Source organism: Streptomyces sp. NPDC032091 (genome assembly GCF_055580265.1).
In genome coordinates this window covers 44,244-67,211 of sequence record NZ_JBVILR010000007.1, presented here as the reverse complement: position 1 = coordinate 67,211, position 22,968 = coordinate 44,244, and the positions used below count along the sequence as shown (strand labels likewise).

Here is a 22,968-nt window from a genome sequence, read left to right as displayed (position 1 = left end):
GGCGGCATGGAGAATCACGAGGCGGAGACGGCCGTCGAGGCCGCCGTGGCCGAAGAACTGCTGAACGCCGTCGGTCCCGCCTTCGGGAAGCTGCGCCGCTCCTCGCTCCTGGAGGTCGAGCACCCGATCTCCCCGAAGGACCTCAGCCGGACCCTCGTCCTCAACGTCGTCCTGGAGATCGCCCAGGACGGCACCCGCGAGGTCACCGTCGGCGCCGTCGGCTCCCACCTGGGCGTCGACCCCTCGGTGGCCAGCCGCATGGTGTCCGACTGCATCTCCGCCGGCTACCTGGTCCGCGCCGCCTCCCAGCGCGACGGCCGCCGCACCGTCCTGCACCTCAGCCCCGGGGGCGAGGAGCTGATGGCCCGTTTCCGCCGCCACCAGCGCTCGGCGTACGAGTACATCACCGCCGACTGGAGCGACCACGACCGGCTGGAGCTCGCCCGCCTGATGGTGAAGTACGTCGCCTCCCAGGAGGCCCTGCGCCGGGCGTAGCACCCCGGCGCCTACCGCACCCCTGCCGCGCCGGCCTTCGCCTGGAGGGAGGCGACGTAGCGGGAGGTGAAGAGCATCGGGAGCACGAAGCCGGCGGCCTGGACGGCGGTGGCGGCCGTCGAGTGGCCCTGGCCGGCGTGGGCGAGCAGCGCGAGGGCCCCGGCGGTCAGGGCGAAGGCGGCCGTCCAGACCCCGGTGATCACGGTGTTGGCCCGGATGAAGGGGCGCAGCCCCCAGACCTCGCGGGGGGTGGTGCGCTTGGCGATGCCGAGGGTGAAGGGTCGGCGGATCAGCAGAGAGACGGCTGCGACCAGGGCCAGGGCGGCCGAGGAGAGCGCGGCCGAGTAGCCGTGCACGGGCGAGTGCGGGTCGGCGAAGGCGATGGCCGCCAGGGCCGCGAAGAAGGCCGCCGACCCGGTCTCGATGATCAGCGCGTCGAACCCGGCCCCCTCGCGGCGCTGCTGGGCGGCCACGGCCACGGCCGCCGCCAGTGCGGCGAGCGCACCCCACTGCCACTGGGCGGACGGGACCACCGCGAAGACGATCCACGGGAGGAAGGTGCGCACGTACGACATTTCGAAGACCCCCGGTCACTGCTCTGACATTCCTGTCTTGACAGGTCGAAAGTAGACCTTCCAAGAGTGACATGTCAAGGATGGAATGTAAGGTGAGGGGTATGAGCCTTCGACACGCCCTCCTCGGTCTCCTCTCCGAACGCCCCGCCAGCGGCTACGACCTGCTGAAGCGCTTCGAGACCTCGCTGGCCAACGTCTGGCCCGCCACCCAGAGCCAGATGTACGGCGAGCTGGCCAAACTCGCCGCCGCCGGGCTGATCGGCGTCTCGGCGGAAGGGCCGCGCGGCCGCAAGGAGTACACCCTCACCGACGAGGGCCTGGCCGAACTGCGCCACTGGCTCACCGAGACCACGCCCCAGCGCACCACCCGCAGTGACGTCCTCCTACGGGTCTTCTTCCTCGGCGTGCTCCCGGCGGACCAGGCGGGCGCGTACCTCACCGGGCTGATGGAGACGGCCGCGCGCGAGTACGAGGACCTCCGCGCGCTGGAGCGGTCCGTCGACTGGGGCGACGACCGGCTGTCGGTGTACGGCCGCATCGCCCTGGAGTACGGCCTGCGCCTCAATGAGATGAAGCGTGAGTGGGCGGCCTGGGCGGCCGGCCAACTCGGCTAGGACGTCCGGATCCTGCCCGGCCCGTCAGAACTTGCCGCCCACCACCACGAGGCGGTGGCCACCCAGCGCGCGGGCGAACCGTGCTCGACGGGGTCCCAGTCGTCGGTGAGCAGCTCAACCCGGCCGGCGCAGTGCGGGCAGGCGGCGTACCGGGGCTCCCCCCGGCCGCTCCCATGCGGCGACGGCAGCCCCCGCCCTCCGACGCGAGAGGGCCGGACCGCGGTCGCGGTCCGGCCCTCTCGTGGCGGAGGTTCCCGAAGGGTCACTTCATGCCGACGGCGTACCGGTACGAGAAGTGGACGATCTTCCAGACCGTCTCCAGTTCCGCATAGCTCCGCGGCCCGTACACGAGCGTCACCGCCTGGACCGGGTGGTGCACGCCCCAGCCCGCGGTGATCACGTCCTCCTCCGCCTCCTTCGGGAGCGTGAGGTGGAGCGAGCCGTCGTGGTGGGGGTGGATGTGCGCCCACTCCCTCCCGCGCTGGAAGGCCTCCGCGGGGCCCGTGCCGACGCCCTCGGGCAGGAAGAGCGCCCGGGCGTGCGGGACCGAGACGAGGGTGGGCGCCATGTACACGTACGGCAGCGCCCGCATCCGCCCCCACAGCTCCTCCTGCAGCATGATCGGGGAGATCTGGGAGCCCTGGCCGTGCGGGGCCGGGCCGAAGACCTTCGGGGCCGCGCCCTCGCGGGGAGTCAGGGTGAGCATGGCGGTGTTCCTTTCCGGCCGGTGGCCCGGCCGCAGCGTGGCGGTCCTACGGAGCTTCGGCGCGGGTGCGTCAGGCGTTCGCCTTGGTGGCCAGCTGCTCCAGGACCTCCAGGACCGCGGTGGCGATCTCGGCGTCGTCGGCGGGGTGGGTGGTGGCGAAACGGGTGACGGAACCGGCGACGGAGAGACGGACGTCCTCCAGCACCGCGCCACCGGCGACACCGGCGGACTTGCGGGCCTCGTCCTGCGCCCACACGCCGCCGTAGCTGCCGAAGGCGGTGCCGATGACGGCGACCGGCTTGCCGGTGATGGCGCCGGTCCCGTACGGGCGGGACAGCCAGTCGATCGCGTTCTTCAGCACGGCGGGGATGGTGCCGTTGTACTCGGGGGAGACGAGCAGGAGCGCGTCCGCACCGGACACGGCCTCCCGCAGGGCCACCGCCGGAGCGGGCACGGAACCTTCGACGTCGATGTCCTCGTTGTAGAACGGGATCTCGGCGAGGCCCTCGTGAATGTCGACGGAGACGTGACCGGGGGCGTGCTTGACGGCCGCCTCGGCGAGCTGTCGGTTGTGCGAGCCGGCCCGGAGGCTGCCGACGAGGGCGAGGACGCGAACGGTCATGGTCGGACTCCTAATTGAGAGACGCCTGAGGGCGATGGACGCGGCGGACACCGCGATCCCGTCCCGACGGTAGGCGCCGGCGCCGGACTCCTCGTCGAGCATCGCTGGAGGCCGCACCGCCGAGGGCCGCCTAGACCGGTGCGGCGAAGCCGGCGCAGAGCAGGCGGACGCTGCGGACGAACTTCTCGTCCTGGCCCAGGCGTTGTACGGAGGTCCCCATGACCAGGGGGAACCGGGCGAGCAGGTCGGCGTACAGCTCGGCGGTGACGGCCGGCGGCGCCGCCGGCTGGTTCTGCTCCTGGAGCACGAACCCGGTGACGTGGCTGAGCAGGGTGTCGGCGGCGATGCCGCAGCGGTCGGCGGGCAGGCCGGCGTCGAGGAGGGTGCGCAGCAGGCGTTCCATCAGGGACAGGGCGCCGGTGCTGAGCGTGCCGGGGCTCTCGGCGAGCAGCTGGGCGCCGCCGGGGTGCTGTGCGATGACCCGGCGCAGGGTGGCGGCCTGGGCTTCGACGCGGTCCTGCCAGCCGGCGGTGGGCGGGAGGGCGGCGAGGGCCTCGGTGCCGGCGTCGTAGGCCTGGCAGCAGACCCGGTCGGCCATCAGGGCGAGCAGTTCCTCCTTCCCGCGCACGTGGTAGTAGAGGCTGCCCGCGTGGGTGTCCAGGCGGTCGGCGACCTGGCGCATGGACAGGTTCTGGTAGCCGACCTCTGCGAAGACGGCCATGCCCGCGGCGACGATGCGCTCCTTGGTGAGCTTCATGCGTTCCACCGTACAAGGTTTTCCAACACCGTTGGAAAACGTGCTAGCTTGGCGTCGTCGGATTTTTCCAACGGTGTTGGAAACGAGCTGGGGGGAGGGTCGGGCATGGAGGCGATCGTCTTCAACGCGACCACGGCCGCGCTGATGGTCATGATGGTCAACTGCGGTCTGGGCGTGCTCGGCCGCGACACCCTGCGCGGACGGCGCCTCCCGTGGGCGGCCCTCGGCCTGACCGGGCTGGCCGTCGGCGGCGTCCTGCTCCAGCTGGTGTGGCCCGGCGCCATGGACGCGCTGGACGCCGACCCCGCCAAGTCCGGCTGGTGGCGTGAGTTCACCTCGGTGTTCATGCAGAACGGCGGCCTGTTCGGCGGCCTGTGGAACCTCCTCACCCTCGCCGCCGTCGCCGCGCTCGCCCAGTGGTACTGGGGCGGTGGGCTCACCCTCGGCTTCTTCCTCGCCGGCATCCTGCTGCCCGGCCGGATCGACGCCCTGCTCGGCCTCGGCGACGGCCCCGCCACCGACCCGCGCAACTTCGCCGGCAGCTCCGGCGCCACCTACTTCCTCGGCGCCACCCTCGCCCTCGCGTTCCTCACCCGGGCCCGCCGGCCCAAGGAGATCGCCCTGGCGGCCGGCGTCCCGCTGCTCGGCCTCGCGATGTGGCTTGCCCAGGACAACGGCCACGGCCTGGTGTCCGTCTACGGCTTCGCCCTGGCGGCGGCGGCCTGGACGACCCGCCGCCTCCTCCTGAAGGAACGGGACGCGAAGCGGGAAGCGGGCCGAGGCGCGAACTGAGACGGAAACCGCGACGGAAACCGCGACGGAATCCGAGACGGGGAAACGCCAGAGGGCCGGGCCGCTGATGCGGTCCGGCCCTCTGGGCTGGCGGAGGATACGAGATTCGAACTCGTGAGGGGTTGCCCCCAACACGCTTTCCAAGCGTGCGCCCTAGGCCTCTAGGCGAATCCTCCGCCGCAAACAATACAAGACGTTGAGGGGTGCTCGCGAACACGATCCGGATCGGGGGTCGGGGCGGGGGAGCGCGGCCGGGGCGGGGTCGATTCCGGGGGGTTCCATCCGCTAGGGTGGGGCCCAGCCCCTCACGTGGCGCTATCTCACCCAACTCCCCCAGGGCCGGAAGGCAGCAAGGGTAAGTGGGCTCTGGCGGGTGCGTGAGGGGCGCTTTGCGTTCCGGGGGCGGCGGCGGGCGGCTGTTGTCGGTGGGCCCGGATAACCTCGTAGACGTGTCGTCCCTTGCGCTGTACCGCCGCTATCGCCCCGAGTCGTTCGCCGAGGTCATCGGGCAGGAGCATGTCACTGTCCCGCTGATGCAGGCCCTGCGGAACAACCGGGTCAATCACGCGTACCTGTTCAGCGGGCCGCGCGGATGTGGAAAGACGACCAGCGCGCGCATCCTGGCCCGCTGCCTCAACTGTGAGCAGGGTCCCACTCCCGACCCCTGCGGCGTGTGCCAGTCCTGCCGGGACCTGGCGCGCAACGGCCCCGGCTCCATCGACGTGATCGAGATCGACGCCGCTTCGCACGGCGGTGTCGACGACGCCCGCGACCTGCGCGAGAAGGCCTTCTTCGGCCCCGCGTCCAGCCGCTACAAGATCTACATCATCGACGAGGCCCACATGGTCACCTCGGCGGGCTTCAACGCCCTGCTGAAGGTGGTCGAGGAGCCGCCGGAGCACCTCAAGTTCATCTTCGCGACCACCGAACCCGAGAAGGTCATCGGGACCATCCGGTCGCGCACCCACCACTACCCCTTCCGGCTCGTGCCGCCCGGCACCCTGCGCGACTACCTCGGCGAGGTGTGCGGCCGCGAGGGCGCCCAGGTCGAGGACGGGGTGCTGCCGCTGGTGGTGCGCGCGGGCGCCGGGTCCGTGCGTGACTCCATGTCCGTCATGGACCAGCTCCTCGCCGGTGCCGGTGAGGAGGGTGTGACGTATGCCATGGCCACGTCCCTCCTCGGCTACACGGAGGGGTCGCTGCTCGACTCCGTCGTGGACGCCTTCGCCGCCGGGGACGGCGCCGCCGCCTTCGAGGTCGTCGACCGGGTGGTCGAGGGCGGGAACGACCCGCGCCGGTTCGTCGCCGACCTGCTGGAGCGGCTCCGCGACCTGGTGATTCTCGCCGCGGTGCCCGACGCTGCGGAGAAGGGGCTCATCGACGCCCCCGCCGACGTGGTGGAGCGGATGCAGGCCCAGGCGTCGGTGTTCGGCGCCGCCGAGCTCAGCCGCGCCGCCGACCTGGTCAACACCGGGCTGACGGAGATGCGCGGCGCCACCTCGCCGCGCCTCCAGCTGGAGCTGATCTGCGCCCGCGTGCTGCTCCCGGCCGCCTTCGACGACGAGCGCTCCCTGCAGGCCCGGCTCGACCGGCTGGAGCGCAGCGGTCCGCCCGCCGGTGCCGCCTTCGCCGCCGCCCCGCCCGCCATGGGCTACGTGCCCGCGCCCGACGCGCACGGCATGGCCCCGGCCGGGCCCGGTGGCGGGGTCGCCGCCGCGCGTGCCGCCGTACGGGGTCCCGCGGCGGATGCCGGACCGGCGCAGGCGCCCGCTCCCGCTCCCGTGGCGGTGCCGGCGCCGGTTGGCGAGCCCGTCCAGGCTCCCGCGCCCGCCCCCGCTGCCGCCGAGACCGCCGCTCCCGTACAGGCCCAGGCCGCGCCGGCGCAGGCCGCCGGTGCCTGGCCCGGCGCCGCCCAGCCGGGCGGCGGGGCCCCCGCGCAGGCGCCCGGCGCCTGGCCCGGGGCGGCCCAGCCCGGCGTCGGCGCACCCGCCGCTTCGACGCCCGCATCCGCGCCCGCTCCCGGTGCCTGGCCGGGCGCCGGCGCCGGTGCCCCGGCCGCTCCCGCCGCCGGGGCCTGGCCGACCGCCGCCGCGCCCGGCAGCGGCGGCCCGGTACGGACACCCGCGCCGGCACCCGCCCCGGCGGCGCAGGCCGCGCCCGCCGCGGCCGGCTCCGGCGCGCCCTCCGCCGAGATGGCGGCCGGTGCCGGACAGGTACAGGCGATGTGGCCCGGCGTGCTGGAGGCCGTCAAGAACCGCCGGCGCTTCACCTGGATCCTGCTCAGCCAGAACGCCCAGGTCACCGGCTTCGACGGGACCACCCTCCAGCTCGGCTTCCCCAATCCCGGAGCCCGCGACAACTTCGCCAGCAGCGGCAGCGAGGACGTCCTCAAGGCGGTGCTCGCCGAGCAGTTCCAGGTGCACTGGAAGATCGACGCCGTCGTGGGCGGAGGGGGCCCCGCTCCCTCGGCGCCCTCGTACGGGGCCCCGCCCGCCCCGGCCTACAGCCCGCCCCCGGCGCCCGCCCACAGCCCGCCGCCGTCCCCGCAGGCCCCCGCCCCGCAACAGCAGTCGTCGCAACCGCCGGCCCCGCAGGCGTCGGCCGCACCGCAGCCCCCCGTCCGGCAGGCGCCCCCGCCGGTCGCCCCCGAGGACGACGTGCCCGAGGCGGACGATCCGGACCTCGTCGACAGCGCCCTGACCGGGCACGAGCTGATCGTGCGCGAGCTCGGAGCGACCGTTGTGGAGGAATACACGAACGAGTAGGGGCCCGGTATTGGGGTGGCCGCACGAAACCGGCCACCCCGTCCGGGCTACCCTGGGCGGCGTGAAGGTCCTCGTCATCGGCGGCGGCGCCCGCGAACACGCCCTGTGCCGCTCTCTGTCCCTCGACCCCGACGTCTCCGCGCTGTACTGCGCCCCCGGCAACGCCGGCATCGCCGAGGTGGCGGAGCTGCGCCCGGTCGACGCCCTCGACGGCGCCGCGGTCACCGCGCTCGCCACGGAACTCGGCGCCGACCTGGTCGTCGTCGGCCCGGAGGCGCCGCTGGTCGCCGGGGTCGGCGACGCCGTCCGCGCGGCCGGCATCCCCGTCTTCGGCCCCTCCGGCGAGGCGGCACGGCTGGAGGGCTCCAAGGCCTTCGCCAAGGACGTGATGGCCGCCGCCGGCGTCCCGACCGCCCGCAGCTACGTCTGCACCACCGCCGAGGAGGTCGACGCGGCCCTCGACGCGTTCGGCGCCCCGTACGTGGTCAAGGACGACGGCCTCGCCGCCGGCAAGGGCGTCGTGGTCACCGACGACCGCGAGGCCGCCCGCGAGCACGCCGCCGCCTGCGAGCGCGTGGTCATCGAGGAGTACCTCGACGGCCCCGAGGTCTCCCTCTTCGCCATCACCGACGGCGTCACCGTGCTGCCGCTCCAGCCGGCCCAGGACTTCAAGCGCGCGCTCGACGGCGACCAGGGCCCCAACACCGGCGGCATGGGCGCGTACTCCCCGCTCCCGTGGGCCGACCCGAAGCTGGTCGACGAGGTCATGGAGACCGTCCTCCAGCCGACCGTGGACGAGCTCCGCCACCGCGGCACCCCCTTCTCCGGCCTGCTCTACGCCGGTCTCGCCCTCACCGGCCGCGGCACCCGGGTGATCGAGTTCAACGCCCGCTTCGGCGACCCCGAGACCCAGGTCGTCCTCGCCCGGCTGCGCACCCCCCTCGCGGCGGTGCTGCTGGGCGCGGCGAACGGCACGCTGGACACGCTCCCGCCGCTGACCTGGAGCGACGAGGCCGCCGTCACGGTCGTCGTCGCCTCGCACAACTACCCCGGCACCCCGCGCACCGGCGACCCGATCGAGGGCCTCGCCGAGGTGGCCGCCGAGGACGGCCCCGAGGCGTACGTGCTGCACGCCGGGACCCGGCAGGAGGGCGACACCGTCGTCAGCGCGGGCGGCCGCGTGCTGTCGGTGACGGCGACCGGGTCCGACCTGGCGCAGGCCCGCGAGAGGGCGTATAAGGCCGTCGCGCGGATCCGGCTCGACGGTTCCCAGCACCGTACGGACATCGCCGCCAAGGCGGCCGAGGGCCGCTGACCGGCAGGCATGTGACCACCGGGGGCCCGGGGCGCGACAGCGCGCACCGGGCCCTCGCGTGCGCCCGCGTGCGCCTGCCTCCGGAGGCTCTCCGGCGCACCCACCTTTGCCCAAAGCCATTCCATCGGGTGATGGTCCCCTTGTCCGCCTGACGGCCGCGTGCGCCCCAACTAGGGTGCGGCGCAAGCATTCCGGCACATGGCCCACCGGCATTGCGATGTCAGTGGCGGGTGTCACAGTGGGGGAGTGAGCAAAGCCGCCGCAGGGCAGAGGGGGTGAGGTCCGGCCGTGTCCGGAACCGGTTCGATCGCAGAAGTGGGCGTGCCGTCCGCGCGCTCCCGGGCCCTCGCCGTGCTGCGGGTCCGCAGCAGGGCGCTGGCCGCCGTGCTGCTGCCCGCCGCCCTCGCGGTGGTGCTGGTCGCCGCCCGGATGACGGGCCGGCTGGCCGGTGACCCCTGGCCCGCCGTGACCCTGGCGGTCTGCGCGGTGGCCGCGCTGGTGCTGCTGGCGGGCGGGATCTTCGGTGCCGTGGTGCTGCGGGCGAGCCCCGCCGTGACGCCCACCGTGCCGTTGCCCGAGGCCGCCGCGCCCGACCTGTACCGGCTCGTACGGGACCTGGCCGACCGCATGGGCGTGCCCGCGCCCTCCGCGATAGCCCTGACCCCGGACTGCGACAGCTGGCTGGAGGACCGCAGCCACGCCGCGCACCGCCGGGGCGGCGGGTACACGTCCGCCGGCATAGCCGGGCCGGGCGGCCCCGAGTCGGCGGCCGGCGCGGCGCCGGTGCTGGTCATCGGCTCGCCGTTCCTGTGGTGGATGCGGGTCGCGGAGCTACGGGCCCTCCTCGCGCCCGTCGTCGCCGGTACGGGGCCCTCCGCGCACCCGGACATAGCCGACGCCCGCGGTTTCGTCCGGGGGCTGGACGCCGCGGTGGACGTGGGCGGCAGGCCAGGCCTGGGCTGGCTCGTCGCCCGGCCCGCCCGGCTGCTGCTGCGGCTGTGCGGGACGGACGCCGCCGAGATGGAGCGCGGAGTGGCCGCGGCCGCCTCGGAGCGCGCACAGGGTGTGGACCGGGCGCTGCGCACCGCCGCGCAGGAGCAGGTCGGCTTGGCGTACGCCGGCTGGGACCGGCTGCTGACCCGGGTCGCGCTGCCGGCCTGGCGGATGGGCCGCTGGCCCGCGCACCTCGACGCGGGGGTCGTCTCCGCCCTGACCGAGCTGTCCAGGCGCGACCGGCTGGCGGACGGTTTCGCCTCCCGGCTCGGCGAGCGCCCCGCTTGCGATCTGCTGGAGCAGCCCGGACTGATCGACGAGGCCGCCTCGCTGCTGGCGGCCCGGCTGTTCCACGGCGGGCCCGCCGAGGCCGGGCCGGAGTGGTCCCCGGTGGACTGGGCGGCCTACCCGGAGGAGGTCGTCGACCGCAAGTGGCGCGTGGAGGCCGCCCGCCTCCACACGGCCCTCGACGCCCTCTCCGTCCCCTCCGGCGCCCTCCCGCCCACCGCGTCCCCGGCCGCCCCGGAACACCCCGCGGCCCGTGACTCCGCCCACCCGGCCGCCCCGGAGCGCCCCGCAGCCGGTGACTCCGCCCACCCGCCGACCACCCCGGCCGCACAGCCCCCCGCCTCCCCCGCCTCCCCGGCCGCGCAGTCCCCGGCCTCGGCGGCGACGGCCACCGGCCAGGCCGACGCCGAGGCCCAGGCCGCCGCCCCCGCCCTCGCCCACGGCGCAGCGACCGCCCGGGCCGCCGCCCTCGCCCAGGCGGTACAGGGCGGCCCCCACGCGGTGGCATCCGCCGGCGCCCAGGGCGTCGCCACCGCCGACCCCGGGCCCCTGCCCCTCTGCGACGCCTTCGGCGGGCCGACGCTGGAGCGGGTGCTCGGCTACCTCACGGACCCCGCCGGGGACGGAGCCGCCGGGGAGGCCCTGGCGGGCCGGCTCAGCGGGGACCTCGCGCGGGAGGAACGTACCGCCGGCACCCACCGGGCCGGCCCCGGCAGGGGCGCCGACACCCTCCCGCTGTTCCCGCTCCAGCCCCCGCGCAGCGGCCGGGACCTGCTCGCCGACCACGTGACCGCCCTGGTCTGCTGCGCGGCCGTGGACTCGGCGGGCGCCGACCCCGGCCTGGACTGGCTCGACGGCCCGGTCCTGCTGGTCGGCGGCGAACGCCGGGCGGACCTGGCCCCCAGGGTCCTCTCCCTCGTCGAGGACGGAGACCCGGCCCCCCTCCGCGACTGGCTGGCGGAACTGGGCGTCCGCCCGGAGAAGCCCGTCCGCCTGCTCTGAGCCCCCGACCCGGGCCCCCGGCCCCCCGGCCCCTGGGAACCCCCCCCGGCGCGGCCCGCCCGCAGCCGCACAAAGCGGCGTGTCGGGTTCCGTTCCCGTCAATTCGCGACGAACGGTGACGGAGTGCGTGCGTTATGTGATGTGCTGGGACCGGTCGCGACGCGGGTGTCCGAATCCCGCCGCGCCACCGTGTCGAGAACGCGTTCGGGGGGCGCGAGGGAGGGGAGCGCAATGGGTCCGGAACAGATCCGGCGGTGGGAATCGGGTGCGCTCGCGCACGCCGTGAACGACCCCTTCGGCCAGGGCCCGCTGCCCTGGTTCCGGGGCAGCGAGGTCTACTTCGACGACACGGGCCAGGTCGTCCCCTGGTACGTGGACCCGGCCCTGGCCCCCGGCCGGGCCTCCCCCACCCGAGGGGGCGGCCCCCGCACCGCCGACGACGTCCACCGGCAGATCAAGGGCTTCGCCTCCACCGGAGCCGTCGCCCCGGGCGAGGCCATCGACTTCCACATCACCGTCGACCCGCCCCAGCAGTTCCAGGTCGACGTCTACCGCATCGGCCACTACGGCGGCGACGGCGCCTCCAAGATCACCACCAGCCCCCGGCTGTCCGGCATCGTCCAGCCGCCCCCGCTCACCGCCGACCGCACGGTCTCCTGCCACCACTGGTGGCAGTCCTGGCGGCTCCAGGTCCCCTCGTACTGGAGCATCGGCGCCTACGTGGCCGTCCTCACCACCGCCGACGGCTACCGCTCCCACATCCCCTTCACCGTCCGCGACGACCACCGCGCGGACCTCCTGCTCCTGCTCCCGGACATCACCTGGCAGGCCTACAACCTCTACCCCGAGGACGGCCGCACCGGCGCCAGCCTCTACCACGCCTGGGACGAGGAGGGCCGGCTCCTCGGCGAGCAGGACGCCGCCATCACCGTCTCCTTCGACCGCCCCTACGCCGGCGCCGGCCTCCCCCTGCACGTGGGCCACGCCTACGACTTCATCCGCTGGGCCGAGCGCTACGGCTACGACCTCGCCTACGCCGACACCCGCGACCTGCACGCCGGCCGCGTCGACCCCACCCGCTACCGCGGCCTGGTCTTCCCCGGCCACGACGAGTACTGGTCCCTGCCCATGCGCCGCACCGCCGAGCGCGCCCGGGACCACGGCACCTCGCTCGTCTTCCTCTCCGCCAACACCATGTACTGGCAGGTCGAGCTGGCCCCCTCCGCCTCAGGAGTCCCCGACCGGCTCCTGACCTGCCGAAAACGTCGCGGCCCCGGCCGCCCCAGCCTGTGGCGGGAGGTCGACCGCCCGGAACAGCAACTGCTCGGCATCCAGTACGCGGGCCGCGTCCCCGAGCCCGCGCCCCTGGTCGTCCGCAACGCCACGCACTGGCTCTGGGACTCCACCGGCGCCGCCGAGAACGACGAGCTGGACGGGCTGGTGGCGGGCGAGGCCGACCGCTACTTCCCGCGCACCCAGCTGCCCGAGCACCAGGACCGGATCCTGCTCGCCCACTCCCCCTACCTCGACGGCGAGGGCGCCAAGCGCCACCAGGAGACCTCCCTCTACCGCGCCCCCAGCGGGGCCCTCGTCTTCGCCTCCGGCACCTTCGCCTGGTCCCCCGCCCTGGACCGCCCCGGCCACGTGGACGAACGGATCCAGCGGGCGACCGCCAACCTCCTCGACCGGATCTGCAAGCGCGACTGAGGCAGCCGGGCCACCCCCGGCCGGGACCGGCGCACCCCCTGCCCGGGGCACGGCATCCCGTGCGGGAGAATGGTCCAGCGCCCCGCGCTCGTACAGAACCACAGGGAGACCCCGTGCCCGGATTCGTCGAAAAGCCCGAGCCGGTGCAGGTGCCCGGCCTCGTCCACCTCCACACCGGCAAGGTCCGCGACCTCTACCGCGACGAGGACGGCAACCTCGTCATGGTCGCCAGCGACCGCATCTCCGCCGCCGACTGGGTGCTGCCCACCGAGATCCCGGAGAAGGGCCGCATCCTCACGCAGCTCTCCCTCTGGTGGTTCGAGCAGCTCAAGGACCTGGTCCCGAACCACGTCATCGGCACGGACCTGCCCGCCGGCGCCCCCGCCGACTGGGAGGGCCGCACGCTGGTCTGCAAGAGCCTCGACATGGTGCCCGTCGAGTGCGTGGCCCGCGGCTACCTCACCGGCTCCGGCCTCAAGGAGTACGTCCAGTCCCGCACGGTCTGCGGGCTCGCCCTCCCCGAGGGCCTGGTGGACGGCTCCGAGCTGCCCGCCCCGATCTTCACCCCGGCCGCCAAGGCCGAGGTCGGCGACCACGACGAGAACGTCTCCTACGAGGAGGTCGCCCGCACCACCGGCGCCGAGACGGCCGCGCTGCTGCGCCAGACCACCCTCGCCGTGTACGGGCGGGCCCGCGACATCGCCCGCGAGCGCGGCATCATCCTCGCGGACACCAAGTTCGAGTTCGGCTTCGACAAGGACGGCACGCTCGTCGCCGCCGACGAGGTCCTGACCCCGGACTCCTCCCGCTTCTGGCCCGCCGACCAGTGGCAGCCGGGCCGCACGCAGCCCTCGTTCGACAAGCAGTACGTCCGCGACTGGCTGGCCTCCCCGGCCTCCGGCTGGGACTCCAAGGGCGAGCTCCCGCCGCCGGTCCTTCCGCAGGAGGTCGTGGCGCAGACCCGCGCCAAGTACGTCGAGGCCTACGAGCGCCTGACCGGCCAGACCTGGAGCTGATACGACGAAGGCCCCGATCAACCGATCGGGGCCTTCGTTCGCTGAGCGGACAACGCGACTCGAACGCGCGACATCCACCTTGGCAAGGTGGTGCTCTACCAACTGAGCTATGTCCGCCTGTGCGCCTTGGCGCGACACCTACTATACCCAACCCCGGGACCGGGCGAGACGCACTGCCGTGTGCCGGTTCTCGGCGCCCAGCTTCGTCGCGGCCGAGGACAGGTAGTTCCGTACGGTCCCCTGCGACAGCGAGGCCCGCTCCGCGATCTCCGCGATGGGTGCCCCGTCCGCCGCGAGTTCCAGCACCTCGGCCTCGCGGGCGGTCAGCGGGGAGTCCCCGGCGCTGATCGCGTCGGCCGCCAATTCCGGGTCCACGTACCGGCCTCCGCCGTGCACGGTCCGGATCAGCTCGGCCAGCCGCTGCGCCGAGACCGTCTTCGGCGCGAAGGCCCGCACCCCCGCCGCGAGGGCCCGCTTCAGGTGTCCGGGACGGCCGTGACTGGTCACGATCATGACCTTGCAGTCGGGCAGTTCGGCCCGCAGCGATGTGGCCACGCTCACACCGTCGGCCCCCGGCATCTGGAGGTCCAGCACCGCCACGTCGGGCCGGTGCGCCCGTGCCATGGCCAGCGCCTCCGGCCCGGAGGCCGCCTCGGCGACGACCACCAGATCGTCCTCCAGGCCCAGCAGGGCGGCCAGCGCGCCCCGGATCAGGTGTTCGTCGTCGGCCAGCAGTACCCGTACAGGGCTCACGCCCGCACCTCCACTCGTCGTGCTTCCAGGGGTATCTCGGCCCGCAGCCGGAACCGGCCGTCCCCGGCCGGTCCCGCGTGCAGGGTCCCGTCCACGGCCGCGAGCCGCTCCCGCAGCCCCGCGAGCCCGGATCCGGGCGGCCCGGCGGGGACCTCGGGCACCCCGTCGTTCTCCACCAGCAGGGTCAGGGTGCCCCGGGCCTCCCGGTCCGTCAGCCGGATCAGGCAACTGCGGGCGTCCCCGTGCCGCAGGACGTTCGTGGTCGCCTCCCGGACCACCCAGCCGAGCGCCGACTGCACCTCGGCCGGCAGCTCCCGCGCGGCCGTCACGCAGTCGACCCGGCAGTCCATCCCGGCCGCGCTCAGTACCCCGCGGGCACCCTCCAGCTCCACGGAGAGGTCCGCCTCCCGGTAGCCGCGCACCACGTCGCGCACCTCCCGCTGCGACTCGCGCGCGATCCGCTGCACCTCGATCATCTGGTCGACGGCCTCGGGGCGTTCGCGCCGCGCCAGCTGCACCGCCAGCTCGCTCTTGAGGGCGATGACCGCCAGGTTGCGGCCCATCACGTCGTGCAGGTCCCGCCCGAACCGCAGCCGCTCCTCCGCGACGGCCAGCCGGGCCTGGATCTCCCGGGCGTGGTCGAGCTCGTAGACGGTCCGCAGCAGCCAGCCGGAGAAACCGCAGGTGAAGGCGAGGAAGGCGCAGGTCACCAGCACCCCGAGGAAGTATCCGAAGACCTCCTTCGGCGACAGGCCGAGCGCGGCGACGGCCGCCGCGGTCCCGGCCGCGGCGGCCGGCGGCACGTACTTCATGTGCCGGACCTTCTCCATGGTCAGCACGAGGGAGCCGCAGCCGAAGCAGCTCACCCCCATCACCAGGCCGGGCGTCGCGGCGGGGTCGAGCGCGCCGAAGCGGCGCATGCAGAGGAAGAGCAGGACGACCGCGGTGGTGACGGCGGCCGTCACCACCGCCGGCCGCACCGGCCGTTCGCGGCGGCCGGTCACGCCGTCCAGGGCGCGGGAGGAGAGGAACCCGACGAGCACGGAGTGCGCGCAGACCACCAGGAACGCCGTCACCGCCCCGGTCAACGGCCTCGGGGCGGCCGGGTCGCGGACCGTGAAGCTCATCGACCCGAAGGAGAAGATCTCCACGAGCACGAAGAAGTGGAACGACCAGCGCGTGTACACCTCGACCTTGCCCGCACTGCTGCGGTTCTTCCACCACCCGGTCAGCTTCGACACGGCCCGTCCCCCCGGCTTCCCTCTGCCTGACGTCGCGGTTCCCGGCGGAACCGCCGACGTCAGCAAACACCGTGACCATGATCCGGGCCAGCGGGGCGGGGGAGCGGTGCGCGCTGTCATGACCGCCGATGACATTTGTCATCGGAAAGTGAGCTGCGACACAACGGCCGGGCGGCGGCACAACGACAAAGGCCCCGATCGGAGATCGGGGCCTTTGTCATCTGAGCGGACGACGCGACTCGAACGCGCGACATCCACCTTGGCAAGGTGGTGCTCTACCAACTGAGCTACGTCCGCATACCCAGCGACGGCTTGTGGGCCGTTCACTGTGTGCCTCACTCTACCTGATCCACGACCGTGGTCGGTAAAGCGCTGCAGAGCGGGTGACAGGGATTGCACACTGCGCCTCCCCCCTGGAAGGGGGGTGTTCTGCTACTGAACTACACCCGCACGACTTCGGTTCCCGGCCTTCCGGCCCGGCCCCTCGGCGTGATCCACACACTAGCCGATCGGAGGGGGTGCCTGGCAAATCCGGGGTCAGTGGGCTTCGTTGTAGGCCGCGTAGACCGCCTTGGGGATGCGGCCGCGCGGAGGCACGTCGTGCCCGTTGGAGCGCGCCCAGGCCCGGACGACCGCCGGGTCCGGGGCGACGGCCGTGTGCTTGAACACCTTGCCCGAGCGGGACTGGCGCCGGCCGGCGGCGACGAAGGGGGCCAGGCCCTTCCGCAGTTTCTTTGCGTTCGCCACATTGAGGTCGATCTCGTAGGACTTCCCGTCCAGGGCGAACGTGACCGTTTCCGCCGCTTCTCCGCCGTCGAGGTCGTCGGAGATCGTGACTACTACGCGCTGCGCCACGGATATCGGTCCCTTCGTGCGCCTCGCCGCGCGTGCTGACGTGCGGTGATGTCGCCTGTGTGGATGTTTCGGTGGAATACGTCAAACCGTAGGAATCCCGGCTGATTCCTTTGTACCGCGATTCTCATTGAATTGCGAAGCCCAGTTAATTCCTCCCGCGTGTCCCGCCGCAATCCCGGGCGAGTGGTTTTCCGGTGGATTTTGCGAAGCGTTGGTGAAGCCGAAACCGCGCGCCGCTCACCACCGCCCGATATCTACCCGCGTAGAAATTTCGGCCGGGTACGCTGAGGGAACCGCCTTGCACCAACCACCTCATCGGGAGTGCCAGTGGCACGCGTCGTAGTCGACGTCATGCTCAAGCCGGAGATCCTCGACCCCCAGGGCCAGGCGGTGCAGCGTGCACTGCCGCGCCTGGGCTTCGAGGGGATCGCCGACGTCCGCCAGGGGAAGCGCTTCGAACTGGAAGTGGAGGGACCGGTCGACCAGGCCGCCCTCGACCGCATCCACAAGATGGCCGAAACGTTCCTCGCCAACACCGTCATCGAAGACTTCACCGTGAAGGTCGAGGCCTGACGGTGACCACTCGCATCGGTGTCGTCACGTTCCCCGGAACGCTCGACGACCGTGACTCGCTGCGCGCCGTGCGCCTCGCCGGGGCCGAGCCGGTCTCGCTGTGGCACCGCGACAAGGACCTGCACCAGGTCGACGCGGTCGTCCTCGCGGGCGGCTTCTCCTACGGGGACTACCTGCGCGCCGGGGCCATCTCCCGCTTCTCGCCGGTGATGGAGACCATCATCGAGCAGGCCAGGGCCGGCATGCCGGTCCTCGGCATCTGCAACGGCTTCCAGGTCCTCACCGAGGCCCACCTGCTGCCGGGGGCGATGCTCCGCAACAACCACCTCCACTTCATCTGCCGCGACCAGAAGCTGCGCGTGGAGAACGCGCAGACCGCCTGGACCGGCGACTACGAGCAGGGCCAGGAGATCTCGGTCCCGCTCAAGAACATGGACGGCCGGTACGTCGCCGACGAGCGCACGCTCGACGAACTGGAGGCCGAAGGCCGCGTGGCCTTCCGGTACCTGGACGTGAACCCCAACGGCTCGCTCCGCGACATCGCCGGCATCACCAACGCCGCGGGCAACGTCGTCGGCCTCATGCCGCACCCCGAGCACGCGGTCGAGCCGCTGATCGGGACCGGCGGCACCGACGGCCTCCCGTTCTTCACGTCGGTCCTGAAGAAGCTGGTCAGCGCATGAGCCTCGACACCGTAAAGAACGCCACCGAGACGCCGGACGCCTCCCAGCCCTGGAAGGAGCTCGGCCTCAAGGAGGACGAGTACGCCCGGATCCGCGAGATCCTCGGCCGCCGCCCCACCGGCGCCGAGCTCGCCATGTACTCCGTCATGTGGTCCGAGCACTGCTCGTACAAGAGCAGCAAGGTCCACCTGCGCCAGTTCGGCGAGAAGGTCCCGGAGAACGACGCCATGCTCGTCGGCATCGGCGAGAACGCCGGCGTCGTCGACGTCGGCCAGGGCTACGCGGTCACCTTCAAGGTCGAGTCGCACAACCACCCCTCGTACATCGAGCCCTACCAGGGCGCGGCCACCGGTATCGGCGGCATCGTCCGCGACATCCTGGCCATGGGTGCCCGCCCGGTCGCGGTCGTGGACCCGCTGCGCTTCGGCGCGGCCGACCACCCCGACACCAAGCGCGTCCTGCCGGGCGTCGTCGCCGGCATCGGCGGCTACGGCAACTGCCTGGGCCTGCCGAACATCGGCGGCGAGGTCGTCTTCGACGCGTGCTACCAGGGCAACCCGCTGGTCAACGCCGGCTGCATCGGCGTGATGAAGCACGAGGACATCCACCTCGCCAAGGCCTCCGGCCCCGGCAACAAGGTCATCCTCTACGGCGCCCGCACCGGCGGCGACGGCATCGGCGGCGTCTCGGTCCTCGCGTCCGAGACCTTCGACGACACCAAGCCGACCAAGCGTCCGGCGGTCCAGGTCGGCGACCCCTTCCAGGAGAAGCTCCTCATCGAGTGCACCCTGGAGATCTTCAAGGAGAAGCTGGTCGCCGGCATCCAGGACCTCGGCGGCGCCGGGCTCTCCTGCGCCACGTCCGAGCTGGCCTCGGCCGGCTCCGGCGGCATGCGCGTCGAGCTGGACACCGTGCCGCTGCGCGACGCGACGCTCTCGCCCGAGGAGATCCTCATGAGCGAGTCGCAGGAGCGCATGTGCGCGATCGTCGAGCCGCAGCACGTCGACCGCTTCATGGAGATCTGCGAGAAGTGGGACGTCATCGCCACCGTCATCGGTGAGGTGACCGAGGGCGAGCGCCTGGAGATCTTCTGGCACGGCGAGCAGATCGTCGACGTGCCCCCGGGCACCGTCGCCCACGAGGGCCCGGTCTACCAGCGCCCGTACGCCCGCCCCTCCTGGCAGGACGCCCTCCAGGCCGACGACGCCGGCCTGCTGCCCCGCCCGCAGACCTCCGAGGAGCTCCGCGCGCAGGTCCTGGCCCTGGTCTCCTCCCCGAACCAGGCCTCGAAGTCCTGGGTCACCGACCAGTACGACCGCTTCGTGCAGGGCAACACCGTCCTGTCGCAGCCCGAGGACGCGGGCATGGTCCGCATCGACGAGGAATCCAACCTCGGCGTCGCCCTGTCCACCGACGGCAACGGCCGCTACGCCAAGCTCGACCCGTACGCGGGCGCGCAGCTGGCGCTGGCGGAGTCCTACCGCAACGTGGCCGCGACCGGCGCCAAGCCGCTCGCGATCTCCGACTGCCTGAACTTCGGCTCCCCCGAGGACCCGGACGTCATGTGGCAGTTCGCGGAGGCCTGCCGCGGCCTCGCGGACGGCTGCCTGGAGCTGGGCACCCCGGTGACCGGCGGCAACGTCTCCCTCTACAACCAGACGGGCGACGTCGCGATCCACCCGACGCCGGTCGTGGCGGTCCTCGGCGTCATCGACGACGTCAACCGCCGCACGCCGATGGCCTTCACCGAGGCCGGCCAGCTGCTCTACCTGCTGGGCGACACCGCCGAGGAGTTCGGCGGCTCGGCGTGGTCGCAGGTCGTCCACAACCACCTCGGCGGCCTGCCGCCCAAGGTGGACCTGGGCCGGGAGAAGCTGCTCGGCGAGATCCTGATCTCCGCCTCCCGCGACGGCATGATCGACGCGGCGCACGACCTCTCGGACGGCGGCGTCATCCAGGCGCTCGCCGAGTCCTGCCTCAAGGGCGGCAACGGCGCCCGGGTCGTCGTCCCCGAGGGCCTGGACGCGTTCACCTTCCTCTTCTCCGAGTCCGCGGGCCGCGCCATCGTGGCGGTCCCGCGCAGCGAGGAGCTCCGCTTCACCGACATGTGCGGCGCGCGGGGCCTGCCGGCCACCCGCATCGGCGTGGTGGACGGCGAGGAGATCGAGGTCCAGGGCGAGTTCACCCTCCCCCTGACGGAACTCCGCGAAGCCCACGAGGCCACGATCCCGTCCCTCCTGGCCTGACCGCCCTCCGGCTGTACGGGGCCCCGTCCACGGCATGTGGACGGGGCCCCGTCGCGTTCCCGCCGTCCGGCGTTCCCGCCGTCCGGCGCTCCCACCGCCCGGTGGGACCGTGCGGCCCTGACGGTCCCCCAGTAAGGTCGGGCCATGCCGCCCGTCAGGAAGAAGCCGCGTACCTACGACCATGCGAAGGTCCGTGCGGCCGTCATCGCCCAGTTCGGGCATGTCGCCGCCGCCGTGCGGGACTTGGGGGAAGAGGAGTTCGCGCGGCCCAGTGGGGTCGGGGAGTGGAGCGTCGGGGAGCTCGCCGCGCACGTCGCCTGGATCGCGGACTCGCTGGCCGGCGGGCTGGCGCGGCCGCCGGCCGCCGTTGCCGAGCTGAGCGCCGTCGAGTGGCCCTTCGCCACCGCCTCCCTCGCCGGGAAGATCTCCGAGGCCGCCCGGGAGACCCTCACCGGCGCCCCGGTCGCCGAGCTGTTCGAGCGGGCGGGCGCGCGGATGGCCGCGGCCCTGGAGGCGACCCCCGGAAGCCGGGTGATGCAGCTGTGGATCGGGGACATGACCCTCGCCGACTTCCTGGTCACCCGGACCGTGGAGCTCGTGGTCCACACCGACGACCTCAACCGCGCCACCGGCCTGGACATCCCCCTGGAGCGCCAGGCCCTCGCCGTCTGCACCCGGCTGCTCGCCGACGCCCTCGCCGTGAAGGCCCCCGGCGGGTCCGTGGAGGTGCGGATCCCGCCGTTCGCCGTGGTCCAGTGCGTGGAGGGGCCCCGGCACACCCGCGGCACCCCGCCCAACGTGGTGGAGACCGACCCGCTGACCTGGCTCCGGCTGGCCACCGGCCGTACCGGCTGGGCCGAGGCCCTGGACGCCGCCCGGGTCAGCGCCAGCGGGGAGCGGGCCGACCTGTCCGGGCTGCTCCCGCTGATGAGCTGAGGGGGCAGAGGGGAACCCGACGGGGGGCCGGGCCGTCCCAAGGGCATGCGTATCGTCAGGCACTCCCCGGGGCCCGCCGCCGGCGCACTGGCCCTCGTACTGGCCCTGGCCGGCTGCGCCGGGACCCCGCACGGGAGCGACACCCCCAGGCCCGTACCGGCCTCCGCCACGCCCCCGGTAGCGGACGCCCCGCTGACCGTGACCGAGTGGACCGTCACCGCCCTGTCCGGCGCCCCGGTCCCCGCCGCCGCGGCCGGCCGGGCCCGGTTCGCCCTGGCCCCGGACGGCACCGCCGGCGGCAGCCTCGGCTGCAACCGGTTCGGCGCCCCCGCCGCCGTCGAGGGCGCCACCGTCACCTTCGGCCCGCTCACCAGCACCCGCATGGCCTGCGAGGGCCCGGCCGGCGAGGTCGAGCGGGCGCTCACCGGGCTGTTCGGCGCGGGACCCCTCACCTGGAAGGTCCAGGGGCGGACCCTCACCCTCACCGCCCCCGACGGCCGGACCCTGACCGCCGAGGGCGGCTCGGCGGCCGAGTGAAGGGGGGGGGTCAGGACGGGTACGGGAGCAGCCCCGCGTCCGTGCGCTCCCAGGCCGCCCGGAGCTCCGCCAGCCGGGCCGGTTCGGCCGCCGCCCTGTCGGCCTGCTCGCGCAGGTCCCCGGCCAGGTCGAACAGCTGGTCGCGGCCCGACTTGCCCCGGTAGTACTTCCAGTTCCCCCGCCGCAGCGCCCGCTCCCCGCGCACCCGCCAGAACAGGTCCCGCTCCGCCGGCTCCTCCCCCCGCAGCAGGTACCCGGCCAGGCTCACGCCGTCCAGCGGGTACGCCGGGTGCGGCCGGGTCCCGGCCAGCTCCAGCAGGGTCGCCGTCCAGTCCGGGCTGAACACCGGGACCCGGCTGACCTGGCCGCCGTCGATCCGGGCGGGCCAGCGCAGGATGTTCGGCACCCGGATGCCGCCCTCCTGGAGCGAGGCCTTGTTGCCCGACAGCGGCCAGTTGTACGAGAACCGCTCGCCGCCGTTGTCGCTGCCGAAGACGACCAGGGTGTCCTCCTCCTGGCCCGAGCGCTTCAGGGCGTCCAGGACCCGGCCGACCGAGCGGTCCAGGTCCTCCACCATCTGCTTGTACTTCTCCACCGAGCCGCCGTCCTGGTGCCACAGCGCCCGCGGGTCGCCCGCCTTGATCCGCCGGACGATCTCGGCGCTCTCCGCGGTGTCCCCGTCGGCGATCCACGGCCAGTGCGGGGTGGTGAAGTTCAGGTTCAGCAGCCACGGCTTGCCGTGGTGGTCGCGGGAGACGTACTCGCTCGCCCGCTCCGTGATGATCCGCGTGTAGTAGCGCAGGTCCTTGTACTCGGCGTCGCCCTCGTAGAGGTCGTACTCGCCGCCCAGGCCGAGCTTGGAGTAGTACTCCAGGGCCCCGCCGAAGTTCCCGAAGAACGTGTCCCAGCCGGACTTCGTCGGGCTGTAGTCGGGCAGGTAGCCCGCGTGCCACTTGCCGATCAGCGCGGTGGCGTACCCGGCCTCCCGCAGCAGCGAGGCCAGCGTCGGGTGCGTCGGGTCCAGGCCCACCGAACGGTCCGCGATCGGCTCGGCCAGCCCGCCCTTGGTACGGGCCGGGTAGCGCCCGGTGTAGAGGCTGAACCGGGTCGGGGAGCAGGTCGCCGAACCCGAGTAGGCGTCGGTGAACCGGACGCCCTGGCGGGCGAGCCGGTCCAGGTTCGGGGTCTTGATGTGCGGGGAGCCGTACGAGGACAGGTCGGCCCAGCCGAGGTCGTCGCCCAGGATGAACAGGATGTTCGGGCGGCGCGAGCCGCGGCCGCGCGCGGCCCGGAACTCACGCTCCCGCGGACCCCCTCCGGGGCCCTCCGCGGCCTGCGCCGGACCGGCGCCCAGCCCCACGGCGGCGGTCGCCGCGGTCGCTCCGACGGCACCCCCGAAGGCACGACGGGACAGCTTGCTCTTGTACGAAGACACGAATACTCCAAGACACGGCTCGGCGGCCCTCGGCCCGGGCGCGCACGGGACGGCGCGCGACA

21 protein-coding genes, 4 tRNA genes and 1 other RNA gene are annotated in these 22,968 nt (G+C 73.5%); 14 read left to right on the top strand and 12 right to left on the bottom strand.

Going from position 1 to position 22,968, the window contains the following annotated elements; genetic code table 11:
• The first annotated feature begins 6 nt into the window (after window positions 1-6).
• On the top strand, window positions 7-495 hold the full coding sequence (locus tag ACZ5NJ_RS13730) for a MarR family winged helix-turn-helix transcriptional regulator (protein WP_468765026.1): 489 nt from the start codon (window positions 7-9) through the stop codon (window positions 493-495).
• An 11-nt stretch (window positions 496-506) separates the two neighbouring features.
• Here the strand turns inward: ACZ5NJ_RS13730 and ACZ5NJ_RS13725 are convergent, their stop codons facing one another.
• Window positions 507-1,070, bottom strand: a complete 564-nt coding sequence (locus tag ACZ5NJ_RS13725; protein ID WP_468765025.1) for a hypothetical protein — start codon at window positions 1,068-1,070, stop codon at window positions 507-509.
• Between the two features lie 101 nt (window positions 1,071-1,171).
• On the opposite strand from ACZ5NJ_RS13725, the gene ACZ5NJ_RS13720 reads away from it, so the two are divergent.
• Window positions 1,172-1,684: a PadR family transcriptional regulator gene (locus ACZ5NJ_RS13720; RefSeq protein WP_468765023.1), complete on the top strand. Its 513-nt coding sequence runs from the start codon at window positions 1,172-1,174 to the stop codon at window positions 1,682-1,684.
• 262 nt (window positions 1,685-1,946) lie between these two features.
• Here ACZ5NJ_RS13720 and ACZ5NJ_RS13715 read toward each other — a convergent pair whose 3' ends face one another.
• The 3 genes from ACZ5NJ_RS13715 to ACZ5NJ_RS13705 form a co-directional block, all read right to left on the bottom strand.
• Entirely contained in the window at window positions 1,947-2,390 is a 444-nt protein-coding gene (locus ACZ5NJ_RS13715; RefSeq protein WP_468765022.1) for a luciferase domain-containing protein, read from the bottom strand.
• A 70-nt stretch (window positions 2,391-2,460) separates the two neighbouring features.
• On the bottom strand, window positions 2,461-3,012 hold the full coding sequence (locus ACZ5NJ_RS13710; protein ID WP_468765021.1) for an NADPH-dependent FMN reductase: 552 nt from the start codon (window positions 3,010-3,012) through the stop codon (window positions 2,461-2,463).
• Between the two features lie 130 nt (window positions 3,013-3,142).
• The gene (locus tag ACZ5NJ_RS13705; RefSeq protein ID WP_468765020.1) at window positions 3,143-3,769 is read right to left on the bottom strand and encodes a TetR/AcrR family transcriptional regulator; all 627 of its coding nucleotides are present in this window, start codon (window positions 3,767-3,769) and stop codon (window positions 3,143-3,145) included.
• Between the two features lie 105 nt (window positions 3,770-3,874).
• On the opposite strand from ACZ5NJ_RS13705, the gene ACZ5NJ_RS13700 reads away from it, so the two are divergent.
• A complete protein-coding gene (locus ACZ5NJ_RS13700) occupies window positions 3,875-4,561 on the top strand; it encodes a hypothetical protein (RefSeq protein ID WP_468765019.1) in 687 nt (228 codons plus the stop codon).
• 88 nt (window positions 4,562-4,649) lie between these two features.
• Here ACZ5NJ_RS13700 and ACZ5NJ_RS13695 read toward each other — a convergent pair.
• Window positions 4,650-4,737: transfer RNA gene (locus ACZ5NJ_RS13695), tRNA-Ser, on the bottom strand.
• Window positions 4,738-4,857: 120 nt separating this feature from the next.
• On the opposite strand from ACZ5NJ_RS13695, the gene ffs reads away from it, so the two are divergent.
• The 6 genes from ffs to ACZ5NJ_RS13665 all read left to right on the top strand — a co-directional run bounded on the left by ffs (window position 4,858) and on the right by ACZ5NJ_RS13665 (window position 13,647).
• Window positions 4,858-4,956: signal recognition particle sRNA small type (gene ffs, locus ACZ5NJ_RS13690), an RNA gene on the top strand.
• 54 nt (window positions 4,957-5,010) lie between these two features.
• Window positions 5,011-7,326: a DNA polymerase III subunit gamma and tau gene (locus ACZ5NJ_RS13685; protein WP_468765017.1), complete on the top strand. Its 2,316-nt coding sequence runs from the start codon at window positions 5,011-5,013 to the stop codon at window positions 7,324-7,326.
• 61 nt (window positions 7,327-7,387) lie between these two features.
• A complete protein-coding gene (purD, locus tag ACZ5NJ_RS13680; RefSeq protein WP_468765016.1) occupies window positions 7,388-8,641 on the top strand; it encodes a phosphoribosylamine--glycine ligase in 1,254 nt (417 codons plus the stop codon).
• A gap of 321 nt (window positions 8,642-8,962) precedes the next feature.
• Window positions 8,963-10,924, top strand: coding sequence for a hypothetical protein (locus ACZ5NJ_RS13675; RefSeq protein WP_468765015.1), 1,962 nt, complete (start codon window positions 8,963-8,965; stop codon window positions 10,922-10,924).
• Between the two features lie 231 nt (window positions 10,925-11,155).
• Complete coding sequence (locus ACZ5NJ_RS13670; protein ID WP_468765014.1) at window positions 11,156-12,631, top strand: N,N-dimethylformamidase beta subunit family domain-containing protein; 1,476 nt, start codon at window positions 11,156-11,158, stop codon at window positions 12,629-12,631.
• A 113-nt stretch (window positions 12,632-12,744) separates the two neighbouring features.
• Window positions 12,745-13,647 carry a phosphoribosylaminoimidazolesuccinocarboxamide synthase gene (locus tag ACZ5NJ_RS13665; protein WP_468765013.1) on the top strand — a complete coding sequence of 301 codons (903 nt, stop codon included), beginning with the start codon at window positions 12,745-12,747 and terminating at the stop codon, window positions 13,645-13,647.
• Window positions 13,648-13,691: 44 nt separating this feature from the next.
• Here ACZ5NJ_RS13665 and ACZ5NJ_RS13660 read toward each other — a convergent pair.
• The 6 genes from ACZ5NJ_RS13660 to ACZ5NJ_RS13635 all read right to left on the bottom strand — a co-directional run bounded on the left by ACZ5NJ_RS13660 (window position 13,692) and on the right by ACZ5NJ_RS13635 (window position 16,496).
• A tRNA-Gly gene (locus ACZ5NJ_RS13660) sits at window positions 13,692-13,764 on the bottom strand.
• A 24-nt stretch (window positions 13,765-13,788) separates the two neighbouring features.
• Window positions 13,789-14,400: a response regulator gene (locus ACZ5NJ_RS13655; protein WP_468765012.1), complete on the bottom strand. Its 612-nt coding sequence runs from the start codon at window positions 14,398-14,400 to the stop codon at window positions 13,789-13,791.
• The gene (locus ACZ5NJ_RS13650; RefSeq protein ID WP_468765011.1) at window positions 14,397-15,641 is read right to left on the bottom strand and encodes a sensor histidine kinase; all 1,245 of its coding nucleotides are present in this window, start codon (window positions 15,639-15,641) and stop codon (window positions 14,397-14,399) included. Before ACZ5NJ_RS13650 ends, ACZ5NJ_RS13655 begins: the two co-directional genes overlap by 4 nt.
• Before the next feature lie 224 nt (window positions 15,642-15,865).
• Window positions 15,866-15,938: transfer RNA gene (locus tag ACZ5NJ_RS13645), tRNA-Gly, on the bottom strand.
• Between the two features lie 81 nt (window positions 15,939-16,019).
• Window positions 16,020-16,091: transfer RNA gene (locus tag ACZ5NJ_RS13640), tRNA-Gly, on the bottom strand.
• An 87-nt stretch (window positions 16,092-16,178) separates the two neighbouring features.
• The gene (locus ACZ5NJ_RS13635) at window positions 16,179-16,496 is read right to left on the bottom strand and encodes a histone-like nucleoid-structuring protein Lsr2 (RefSeq protein ID WP_468765010.1); all 318 of its coding nucleotides are present in this window, start codon (window positions 16,494-16,496) and stop codon (window positions 16,179-16,181) included.
• A 321-nt stretch (window positions 16,497-16,817) separates the two neighbouring features.
• Here ACZ5NJ_RS13635 and purS point away from each other — a divergent pair, with 321 nt between their 5' ends.
• The 5 genes from purS (at window position 16,818) to ACZ5NJ_RS13610 (ending at window position 21,471) form a co-directional block, all read left to right on the top strand.
• Window positions 16,818-17,069 (top strand): phosphoribosylformylglycinamidine synthase subunit PurS, encoded by a 252-nt coding sequence (gene purS / locus ACZ5NJ_RS13630; RefSeq protein ID WP_008740952.1) that lies wholly within the window; start codon window positions 16,818-16,820, stop codon window positions 17,067-17,069.
• 2 nt (window positions 17,070-17,071) lie between these two features.
• Window positions 17,072-17,752 (top strand): phosphoribosylformylglycinamidine synthase subunit PurQ, encoded by a 681-nt coding sequence (gene purQ / locus ACZ5NJ_RS13625; protein WP_468765009.1) that lies wholly within the window; start codon window positions 17,072-17,074, stop codon window positions 17,750-17,752.
• The gene (gene purL / locus ACZ5NJ_RS13620) at window positions 17,749-19,998 is read left to right on the top strand and encodes a phosphoribosylformylglycinamidine synthase subunit PurL (protein WP_468765008.1); all 2,250 of its coding nucleotides are present in this window, start codon (window positions 17,749-17,751) and stop codon (window positions 19,996-19,998) included. Before purQ ends, purL begins: the two co-directional genes overlap by 4 nt.
• A gap of 144 nt (window positions 19,999-20,142) precedes the next feature.
• Complete coding sequence (locus tag ACZ5NJ_RS13615; protein WP_468765007.1) at window positions 20,143-20,934, top strand: maleylpyruvate isomerase family mycothiol-dependent enzyme; 792 nt, start codon at window positions 20,143-20,145, stop codon at window positions 20,932-20,934.
• A 45-nt stretch (window positions 20,935-20,979) separates the two neighbouring features.
• A complete protein-coding gene (locus tag ACZ5NJ_RS13610) occupies window positions 20,980-21,471 on the top strand; it encodes an META domain-containing protein (RefSeq protein ID WP_468765006.1) in 492 nt (163 codons plus the stop codon).
• Window positions 21,472-21,481: 10 nt separating this feature from the next.
• On the opposite strand, the gene ACZ5NJ_RS13605 is transcribed toward ACZ5NJ_RS13610, so the two are convergent.
• Window positions 21,482-22,906, bottom strand: a complete 1,425-nt coding sequence (locus ACZ5NJ_RS13605) for a sulfatase-like hydrolase/transferase (protein ID WP_468765005.1) — start codon at window positions 22,904-22,906, stop codon at window positions 21,482-21,484.
• Window positions 22,907-22,968 lie beyond the last annotated feature (62 nt).

Coding starts and splice junctions, on each gene's coding strand:
- ACZ5NJ_RS13730 (WP_468765026.1), top strand. CDS start 7: ATGGAGAATCACGAGGCGGAGACGGCCGTCGAGGCCGCCGTGGCCGAA.
- ACZ5NJ_RS13725 (WP_468765025.1), bottom strand. CDS start 1,070: ATGTCGTACGTGCGCACCTTCCTCCCGTGGATCGTCTTCGCGGTGGTC.
- ACZ5NJ_RS13720 (WP_468765023.1), top strand. CDS start 1,172: ATGAGCCTTCGACACGCCCTCCTCGGTCTCCTCTCCGAACGCCCCGCC.
- ACZ5NJ_RS13715 (WP_468765022.1), bottom strand. CDS start 2,390: ATGCTCACCCTGACTCCCCGCGAGGGCGCGGCCCCGAAGGTCTTCGGC.
- ACZ5NJ_RS13710 (WP_468765021.1), bottom strand. CDS start 3,012: ATGACCGTTCGCGTCCTCGCCCTCGTCGGCAGCCTCCGGGCCGGCTCG.
- ACZ5NJ_RS13705 (WP_468765020.1), bottom strand. CDS start 3,769: ATGAAGCTCACCAAGGAGCGCATCGTCGCCGCGGGCATGGCCGTCTTC.
- ACZ5NJ_RS13700 (WP_468765019.1), top strand. CDS start 3,875: ATGGAGGCGATCGTCTTCAACGCGACCACGGCCGCGCTGATGGTCATG.
- ACZ5NJ_RS13670 (WP_468765014.1), top strand. CDS start 11,156: ATGGGTCCGGAACAGATCCGGCGGTGGGAATCGGGTGCGCTCGCGCAC.
- purL (WP_468765008.1), top strand. CDS start 17,749: ATGAGCCTCGACACCGTAAAGAACGCCACCGAGACGCCGGACGCCTCC.
- ACZ5NJ_RS13615 (WP_468765007.1), top strand. CDS start 20,143: ATGCCGCCCGTCAGGAAGAAGCCGCGTACCTACGACCATGCGAAGGTC.
- ACZ5NJ_RS13610 (WP_468765006.1), top strand. CDS start 20,980: ATGCGTATCGTCAGGCACTCCCCGGGGCCCGCCGCCGGCGCACTGGCC.